A 9356-nucleotide genomic window follows, 5' to 3' on the forward strand; every position below is an offset into this window, starting at 1 on the left:
CAAGATGATTGTGACATTGATTGCACCGATTGCGATGGAAGAAGGCTTGCGCTTTGCGATTCGCGAAGGTGGTCGCACTGTCGGTGCTGGCGTTGTTTCCAAGGTGCTTGAGTAATCCTTAAGTATATTACGGGCTGGCTCATGCTGGCCCGGTAATATTTTAGGCCAGTAGCTCAATTGGCAGAGCAGCGGTCTCCAAAACCGCAGGTTGGGGGTTCGATTCCCTCCTGGCCTGCCATTTTTTGTTTATGCCACGAGTTTTGCTGGTGGTTAGCGAGGCAAAAAACGCATGAGTGCAGTTGAAACGCCCAAAAAATCTGGATTGGATCTGATTAAGTGGTTGTTGGCGCTAGGAATTGTCATCGCGCTAATTGTGGGCAATCACTACTACGAAGACACCATTGCGTCGGCATACCGCATACTGGCGATGCTGGCAGGCGGGGGCATTGCCCTGTTGATTTTTCTGACGACAGAAACAGGCAAGCGATTCGCCGCATTTGCTCGTGAAGCCAGAATAGAAATCCGCAAAGTTGTCTGGCCAACCAGATCGCAAACAGTCAAAACCACCCTTGTGGTCATGGTGTTTACGATCGTGATGGCTTTATTGCTATGGGCGGTTGATGCCATACTAGTCGTTTTAATCGAATGGATCATGAGGCTATGAGTATGGCAAAGCGTTGGTATGTTGTGCAGGCTTATTCTGGCTACGAGAATAAAGTTAAAAAATTGCTAGAAGAACGTGTGGCGTTGCATGGGCTTGATGACAAGTTCGGGCGGATTTTGGTGCCCACGGAAGAAGTCGTGGAAATGAAAGCGGGAGTCCGCCGCAAGAGCGAACGCAAGTTCTTTCCTGGCTATGTGCTTGTCGAAATGGAATTGGATGACGACACATGGCACCTTGTCCGGGAAACGCCTCGTGTGTTGGGCTTTATCGGTGGGACTTCTGAGCGGCCGGCACCGATTACGGAAAAAGAGGCTGAAGCAATCCTCGGTCGGTTAGAAGCATCGGCTGACAAACCGAGGCCGAAAGTATTGTTTGAACCTGGTGAGGTTGTGCGTGTCACCGAAGGGCCTTTCGCGGACTTCAATGCCGTGGTTGAATCGGTTGACTACGATAAGAGCCGGTTAAAAGTTTCTGTGTCAATTTTCGGGCGAGCGACGCCTGTTGAGCTTGAGTTTTCACAAGTAGAAAAGTTGGATTAGAATTCCGTCCCCGCATCGGCGATTAGGTGCGGGGGCTTTGGGTGGAAAGCTGCGTACTTTTGGCAGCTTTCTTGGTCTATACGGGGAGCCGAAAGGCGCTTGTACCCGAAGTGAGGTGAAAGATGGCAAAGAAAGTACAAGCTTATATTAAGCTTCAAGTTAAGGCCGGTATGGCCAATCCGAGTCCCCCGGTGGGCCCGGCTTTGGGTCAACATGGCGTTAACATTATGGAGTTTTGTAAAGCCTTCAATGCGGCCACCGAAAAAATGGAGAAGGGCCTTCCCATTCCGGTGGTAATTACGGTATATAACGATCGCAGCTTTACCTTTATCACTAAAACGCCCCCCGCGTCAGTGTTGCTGATGAAAGCCGCTGGCATCCAGAAAGGCAGTGGTGAGCCCAACAAAAAGAAAGTGGGCAAGGTCACGCGCGCGCAGCTTGAAGAAATTGCCAAGCTGAAAGAACCGGATCTGACCGCGGCTGACTTGGATGCTGCCGTTCGAACCATCGCTGGCAGTGCCCGCTCAATGGGTCTGGACGTGGAGGAATAAGCTCATGGCCAAATTATCAAAGCGTATGAAAATGATCCGCGAAAAGGTGGATCCAAATAAAGTGTATAACGTTGAAGAAGCCATTGAGCTTTTGAAAGAGTTATCCACCGTGAAGTTTGTTGAAACGGTGGAAGCGGCTGTGAATTTGGGCGTTGATCCACGCAAATCCGATCAGGTGGTACGTGGTGCGACGGTATTGCCGCATGGTACCGGAAAAAACGTACGGGTTGCCGTATTCGCACAAGGCGCTGCAGCGGATGCTGCCAAAGAGGCCGGCGCCGATTTGGTTGGCATGGAAGATTTGGCCGACCACATTAAAGCAGGTAACCTGGACTTTGACGTGGTGATTGCCAGCCCGGACGCGATGCGGGTGGTCGGTATGTTGGGACAAATCCTTGGGCCACGCGGTTTGATGCCGAACCCAAAAACGGGCACCGTCACGCCGGATGTCGCCACGGCAGTGAAAAATGCCAAAGCTGGTCAGATTCAATACCGCACTGATAAGGCGGGCATTATTCACGCGCCTATCGGCAAAATCGATTTCGACAGCAATGCCTTGAAAGAAAATCTTGAGGCGTTGATGGTGGCGTTGAAAAAAGCCAAGCCGGCCACCTCAAAGGGCGTTTATCTCAAGAAGCTGTCGTTGTCGTCGACCATGGGCCCTGGCCTGGCAGTGGATCTGAATAGCCTAAACTTGGCCGACTAAGTTAAATTGACAGGCCCGGCAACGCCGGGCTGAGTAAAGACTTTGGGTTGTTCTCTGAAAGCCCGGCAGGGCCGAAGAGGGCGATCGTCAAAGACCGCAGGTCCGTGAAAACGGTTAAAAATTTGCCTGCGCAGACGGTGAAACCCCACTCCGGGATTGTTCACCGTAGTGTCGTGCGGATGATGTGTTGTTGATACAACTGTCATCTGTGTTTGGGTCGGTCTGGTGTTTAGTCGCTAGACCAAAAACAGGAGGTGAACGAAGTGCCACTCAATCTTGAAGGAAAAAAGGCCATCGTCGCCGAGGTGAACGAGATTGCCAGCAAGGCCATTTCGGCTGTGGTGGCGGAATATCGAGGTCTCACCGTCAGCGAGATGACCGAACTTCGCAAAAAGGCACGTGAATCGGGTGTGTATCTGCGAGTGATCCGCAATACGCTTGCCCGACGTGCGGTTGAGGGAACCGAGTTTGCCTGCATGCAAGAAGCTTTCGTGGGTCCATTGGTGTTCGCATTTTCACTGGAAGAGCCAAGTGCTGCGGCACGGCTATTCCGTGATTTCGCCAAGGAACACGAAAATCTTAAAGTGACCGCGTTGGCAATTGGCGGCAACCTGATGGGTGCCGAACAGTTGGATGCGGTTGCAAAATTGCCGACGAAAGAAGAAGCACTTGCGACGCTTATGTCGGTTATGCAGGCGCCGATCAGCAAGCTGGCACGGACACTCAACGAAGTGCCCGGCAAACTGGTACGGACTTTGGCTGCGATTCGCGATCAAAAGCAAGCAGCTTAATGGTTTCCGGTTGGTATTAATATTTTGAACTTTCCCAGGAGTAAAGAAAATGGCTCTGTCTAAAGAAGATATCTTGAATGCGATTGCTGAAATGAGCGTCATGGAAGTGGTTGAACTCATTGAGGCAATGGAAGAAAAATTCGGTGTGACTGCGGCTGCTGCGGTTGCTGTCGCTGGGCCTGCCGCTGGTGGTGGCGATGCTGGCGGTGCTGCCGAAGAAAAGACCGAATTTGATGTTGTGATGACAAGCTTTGGCGGCAACAAGGTCGCTGTGATCAAAGCAGTTCGTGGCATCACTGGCCTTGGTCTGAAAGAAGCCAAAGAAATGGTTGAGGGCGCGCCTGCGACCATTAAAGAAGGCGTCAGTAAGGAAGAAGCTGAAGAAATCAAGAAGCAGCTCGAAGAAGCTGGTGCCAGCGTCGAAATCAAATAATTTGGTTTTTGACGCCAAGTGGCATAACATACACGGTTGGCTGGCAGCGTCTGCTGCCGGCCTTTTGCCGTTTGACCGCATGAGCGGTCACAACAAGCGTACAGAATTTTGAACTTGAGTCAGTGACTCAAGATGATCCCGACAAGGGCCGTGCACTGGTAAGGTGAGCAAGCTGAGGAACCCTGATGACATACTCATACACTGAGAAAAAACGCATTCGAAAGGATTTTGGCAAACGTCCAGCCGCACTTGATGTGCCATATCTGTTAGCCATCCAATTGAATTCCTATCGTGATTTTCTCCACGGCGATGGCACCAACCCCTCCGGGTTGAGCAATGCATTTCGTTCTGTATTTCCGATTACCAGCTTTTCTGGCAATGCGTCGTTGGAGTTTGTCGACTATTCCCTCGGTGAGCCGGCATTCGATGTTAAAGAGTGCCAAATTCGCGGTATTACCTATGCTGCGCCATTGAAAGTTAAGGTTCGTCTTATTATCCGCGACAAGGATTCTAAGACCGGCGCGATCAAAGACATTCGAGAGCAAGAAGTTTACATGGGCGAAATGCCGTTGATGACTGACAACGGCACGTTTGTGATCAACGGTACTGAGCGCGTCATTGTTTCTCAGTTGCATCGTTCTCCTGGTGTATTTTTCGACAGTGACCGGGGCAAAACACAAGCCGGCAAGCAACTCTTTTCGGCACGAGTGATACCATATCGTGGCTCTTGGTTGGATTTTGAATTTGATGCAAAAGATCTGGTCTATGTGCGAATTGATCGTCGACGCAAATTGCCAGCGACGATCATCTTGAAAGCGTTAGGGTATACCACCGAACAAATCCTTGACATGTTCTTTGAGCACACGCGGTTCAGTGTGCACAAGGGCGAATTTTCAATGGAGCTGATTCCAGAGCGTTTGCGGGGCGAAACCGCGCTCTTTGACATTACGGACCAAAAAGGAAAAGTGATTGTTGAGGCAGGCCGCCGTATTACTGTTCGCCATATTCGCCAGCTGGAGAAAGCTGGATTGAAAGAGTTGAGCGTGCCTCGTGATTACATGCTTGGCAAGATACTGGCCCATGATCTGGTGGATGAAAAGACGGGCGAAGTACTGGCCGAGGCTAACGCTGAGCTGACAGAAGAATTACTGGACAAGATTATTGAATCCGGCGTTAAAGAGTTTCGTTGCCTATATGTCAATGATCTCGATCGTGGTCCGTTTATTTCGGACACTTTACGTATCGATCCAACTAGGACAAAACTGGACGCCCTCGTCGAAATTTACCGCATGATGCGTCCCGGTGAGCCCCCGACGGAGGATGCGGCGGTTAATTTGTTTGAAAACCTCTTTTTCTCAGAAGAGCGCTACGATCTTTCCCGTGTTGGGCGAATGAAGTTTAACCGCCGTTTAGGGCGTGACACGATTGAAGGGAAAGGTACGCTAGAGCCGCAAGATATTGTTGATGTTCTCAAAACACTGATTGACATTCGTAACGGCAAAGGTGAAGTCGACGATATTGATCACCTTGGCAACCGTCGTATTCGCTCAGTCGGCGAAATGGCTGAAAACCAGTTCCGCGTTGGTTTGGTGCGGGTTGAACGTGCAGTGAAGGAGCGCTTGACTCAGGCCGAAGCGGATAACTTGATGCCGCAAGATTTAATTAATGCAAAGCCGGTTTCTGCGGCCATCAAAGAATTTTTTGGTTCAAGCCAATTGTCGCAATTTATGGACCAAAACAACCCGCTATCGGAGGTGACCCATAAGCGGCGGATTTCAGCGCTTGGGCCTGGTGGACTGACCCGCGAACGTGCAGGTTTCGAAGTCCGAGACGTTCATCCAACTCACTATGGGCGTCTCTGTCCGATTGAAACACCAGAAGGTCCGAATATTGGTTTGATTAATTCGCTCGCCATTTATGCGCGCACGAATGAATATGGTTTCCTTGAAACACCCTATCGAAAAGTAGAAAACGGCGTAGTCACAGATGAGGTTGTCTATCTGTCGGCAATTGACGAAAGCGATGCGGTGATTGCTCAGGCTAACGCCAGCACCGACGCCAAAGGGAAGCTTACAGACAGTCTAGTGCCTGCCCGGAAACGCGGCGAATTTGTCATGGTCACGCCGCAAGAAGTGCAGTATATGGACGTTTCCCCGCAGCAGATTGTCTCTGTAGCGGCATCGTTGATCCCCTTCCTTGAGCACGATGACGCGAACCGCGCTCTGATGGGATCGAACATGCAGCGTCAGGCAGTGCCTGTGCTGCGTGCCGAAAAACCGCTTGTCGGCACCGGCATGGAAAGAACTGTGGCAGTTGATTCTGGTGTCACGGTCATTGCCAAGCGCGGTGGTGTCATTGACTATGTCGATGCGAGCCGTATCGTGGTCCGTGTGAATGACGATGAGGTTGCTGATGGCGAAGCGGGGGTTGATATTTACAACCTGACAAAATACACGCGTTCGAACCAAAATACGTGCATTAACCAACGCCCCATTGTCAAAGCTGGTGACGTGGTCGCTCGCGGTGACGTGCTGGCCGACGGTCCGTCGACGGATTTGGGTGAACTGGCGCTCGGTCAGAATATGCGTGTCGCCTTTATGCCTTGGAATGGTTATAACTTCGAAGACTCAATCTTGATTTCGGAGCGCGTGGTCACTGAAGATCGCTTTACCAGTATCCATATCCAGGAGTTGCAGTGTACAGCGCGGGATACCAAATTGGGGCCCGAAGAGATCACAGCGGATATTCCGAATGTCGGTGAGGCTGCTTTGGCAAAACTAGACGAATCCGGCATCGTTTATATTGGGGCAGAGGTGAAGCCTGGCGACATTCTGGTTGGTAAGGTGACGCCAAAAGGCGAAACTCAGCTCACCCCTGAAGAAAAGTTGCTGCGCGCAATCTTTGGCGAAAAAGCTTCCGATGTGAAGGATACGTCTTTACGCGTACCGTCCGGCACCTATGGAACGGTGATCGACGTTCAAGTCTTTACACGCGATGGTGTTGAGAAGGATGCGCGTGCGAAGGAAATTGAAGCGCAGGAACTGGTTCGTGTCCGGAAGGACCTGAATGACGAGTTCCGCATCCTCGAAGACAACGTTTATCAGCGGGCCCGGCGCATTCTCGTTGGTGCGGTTGCGGAACAAGGGCCGAAACGCTTGAAAAAAGGCTCTGAAATAGACGACGCCTATCTCGACAGCCTAGAGCGCAAAGATTGGTGGAAAATCGTCCTCCGTGACGAAGAAGCGCAGTCTCGCTTTGAGGCATTGGCGAAGTATCTGGAAGATCAGAAAAAAGCCTATGACAAGAAGTTCGAAGAAAAGCGCCGCAAGATTACGCAAGGCGATGATTTGGCGCCAGGTGTACTTAAGATTGTCAAGGTGTACTTGGCGGTTAAGCGTCGCATACAGCCTGGTGACAAAATGGCTGGTCGTCACGGTAACAAGGGTGTGATTTCGACCATTGTTCCTGTCGAGGATATGCCGTATTCCGAAGATGGTGAGCCTGTGGACATTGTGCTCAATCCACTTGGTGTACCGTCACGGATGAACATTGGCCAGATTCTGGAAACGCATCTTGGCTGGGCAGCGAAAGGCCTTGGCCTGAAAATTGGAAAGCTGCTCGATGAACAAAAATCGCGGCGCACCATTCAAGGGTTCTTGAATAAGATATACAACCACACCGGTAAGAAAAAGGTATCACTTGACGAGTTGAGTGATGAAGAGTTCTTTGCACTAGCAGATAACCTGAGAGATGGGGTGCCAATGGCGACACCGGCATTCGATGGCTGCAACGAAGATGAAATGCGCCAAATGCTGGAGCTCGCCGATCTGCCAACGTCGGGCCAAATGTGGTTATATGACGGTCGCACCGGCGAACGTTTTGAGCGTCCCGTGACAGTGGGTTACATGTACATGCTGAAGCTGAACCACTTGGTCGATGATAAGATGCATGCCCGCTCGACTGGTTCATACTCTCTGGTCACGCAACAACCGCTTGGTGGTAAGGCCCAGTTTGGTGGCCAGCGCTTTGGCGAAATGGAGGTCTGGGCATTGGAGGCATATGGTGCCGCGTACACGTTGCAGGAAATGCTCACGGTCAAGTCGGACGACGTGAATGGGCGAACCCGGATGTATAAGAACATCGTGGATGGTGATTATCGTATGGAGCCAGGTATGCCTGAATCGTTTAATGTTCTGGTCAAGGAAATTCGCTCATTGGGTATCAACATTGAACTTGAGAGCGATGACTAAACAGACAGGCGCAGTGCAGCCCCACTGACTGCACTGCATCAAGGCACGAGTTAATGGTTACGACTCCATGATCAGGAGAGCGCTGTGAAAGACTTACTGAACTTCATTAAGCAACAGAACAAAACGGAAGAATTTGATGCGATTCGAATTGGTTTGGCATCACCAAGCCTCATTCGCTCGTGGTCATACGGCGAAGTTAAAAAACCGGAGACGATTAACTACCGGACATTCAAACCAGAGCGTGACGGCTTGTTCTGTGCGCGAATTTTCGGCCCGGTAAAAGACTATGAGTGCTTGTGTGGTAAATACAAGCGCTTAAAGCACCGGGGCGTTATTTGCGAAAAGTGCGGTGTCGAAGTGGCATTGACAAAAGTTCGCCGTGAACGTATGGGGCATATTGAACTGGCAAGTCCAGTGGCGCACATCTGGTTCCTCAAGTCCTTGCCATCGCGCATCGGCTTGTTGCTGGACATGACGCTGCGCGAAATCGAGCGTATCTTGTACTTTGAGGCGTATGTCGTTACTGACCCAGGGTTGGTCGAGGAGTTGCACAAAGGCCAGCTCATGACCGAAGAAATGTATCTGGATGCGCTGGAGCAGTATGGAGACGAATTCAAGGCCGAAATGGGGGCTGAAGCAATTCGCAGTCTTTTGATGGATCTCGATCTTGAAGCCGAAGCGAAGCGGATTCGTGAGGCATTGCCCGAGACGAATTCCGAAACAAAGATTAAGAAACTGACTAAACGTCTGAAGTTAATTGAGGCGTTTATCGAATCGGGCAACCGGCCTGAGTGGATGATTCTGGAGGTACTTCCAGTCCTCCCACCGGACTTGCGTCCACTTGTTCCGCTGGAAGGGGGACGGTTCGCCACATCAGATTTGAATGACCTCTATCGGCGCGTCATTAACCGCAACAACCGTTTGAAGCGGTTGCTTGATTTGAATGCCCCCGACATCATTGTTCGCAACGAAAAGCGGATGCTTCAAGAAGCTGTTGATGCGTTGCTTGACAACGGTCGCCGTGGTCGTGCCATCACTGGTGCCAATAAGCGCCCATTGAAATCACTGGCTGATATGATCAAAGGGAAACAAGGACGCTTCCGGCAAAACCTCTTGGGTAAGCGAGTCGATTACTCGGGGCGTTCAGTGATCGTTGTCGGGCCGACATTGCGATTGCATCAGTGTGGTCTGCCGAAAAAAATGGCACTCGAACTCTTTAAGCCATTCATTTTCGGAAAGTTGGAGAAGCGTGGCCTCGCAACCACCATCAAGGCGGCTAAGAAAATGGTGGAGCGAGAGGAACCTGTGGTATGGGATATTCTCGACGAAGTGATCCGTGAGCATCCTGTACTACTGAACCGTGCGCCGACCTTGCACAGATTGGGGATTCAGGCGTTCGAACCCGTACTGATCGAAGGTAAG

9 protein-coding genes and 1 tRNA gene are annotated in these 9356 nt (G+C 51.0%); all 10 read left to right on the top strand.

Going from position 1 to position 9356, the window contains the following annotated elements:
- A partial coding sequence (locus tag D6694_15380) for an elongation factor Tu (protein RMH34137.1) occupies positions 1–115 on the top strand: 115 nt, incomplete at its 5' end.
- 47 nt (positions 116–162) lie between these two features.
- A tRNA-Trp gene (locus D6694_15385) sits at positions 163–238 on the top strand.
- 51 nt (positions 239–289) lie between these two features.
- The gene (secE, locus tag D6694_15390; GenBank protein ID RMH34138.1) at positions 290–664 is read left to right on the top strand and encodes a preprotein translocase subunit SecE; all 375 of its coding nucleotides are present in this window, start codon (positions 290–292) and stop codon (positions 662–664) included.
- Between the two features lie 2 nt (positions 665–666).
- On the top strand, positions 667–1203 hold the full coding sequence (gene nusG / locus D6694_15395; GenBank protein RMH34139.1) for a transcription termination/antitermination protein NusG: 537 nt from the start codon (positions 667–669) through the stop codon (positions 1201–1203).
- Between the two features lie 122 nt (positions 1204–1325).
- The gene (gene rplK / locus D6694_15400) at positions 1326–1754 is read left to right on the top strand and encodes a 50S ribosomal protein L11 (protein ID RMH34140.1); all 429 of its coding nucleotides are present in this window, start codon (positions 1326–1328) and stop codon (positions 1752–1754) included.
- Between the two features lie 4 nt (positions 1755–1758).
- Entirely contained in the window at positions 1759–2460 is a 702-nt protein-coding gene (locus D6694_15405) for a 50S ribosomal protein L1 (protein RMH34141.1), read from the top strand.
- Between the two features lie 263 nt (positions 2461–2723).
- On the top strand, positions 2724–3251 hold the full coding sequence (locus D6694_15410) for a 50S ribosomal protein L10 (GenBank protein ID RMH34145.1): 528 nt from the start codon (positions 2724–2726) through the stop codon (positions 3249–3251).
- A 49-nt stretch (positions 3252–3300) separates the two neighbouring features.
- Positions 3301–3684 (top strand): 50S ribosomal protein L7/L12, encoded by a 384-nt coding sequence (locus tag D6694_15415; GenBank protein RMH34142.1) that lies wholly within the window; start codon positions 3301–3303, stop codon positions 3682–3684.
- Positions 3685–3869: 185 nt separating this feature from the next.
- Positions 3870–7934, top strand: coding sequence for a DNA-directed RNA polymerase subunit beta (gene rpoB / locus D6694_15420; GenBank protein RMH34143.1), 4065 nt, complete (start codon positions 3870–3872; stop codon positions 7932–7934).
- An 84-nt stretch (positions 7935–8018) separates the two neighbouring features.
- Positions 8019–9356, top strand: a 1338-nt coding sequence (locus D6694_15425; protein ID RMH34144.1) for a DNA-directed RNA polymerase subunit beta', incomplete at its 3' end; no start/stop codon positions are given.

This window comes from Gammaproteobacteria bacterium, assembly GCA_003696665.1.
Lineage (GTDB): Bacteria > Pseudomonadota > Gammaproteobacteria > Enterobacterales.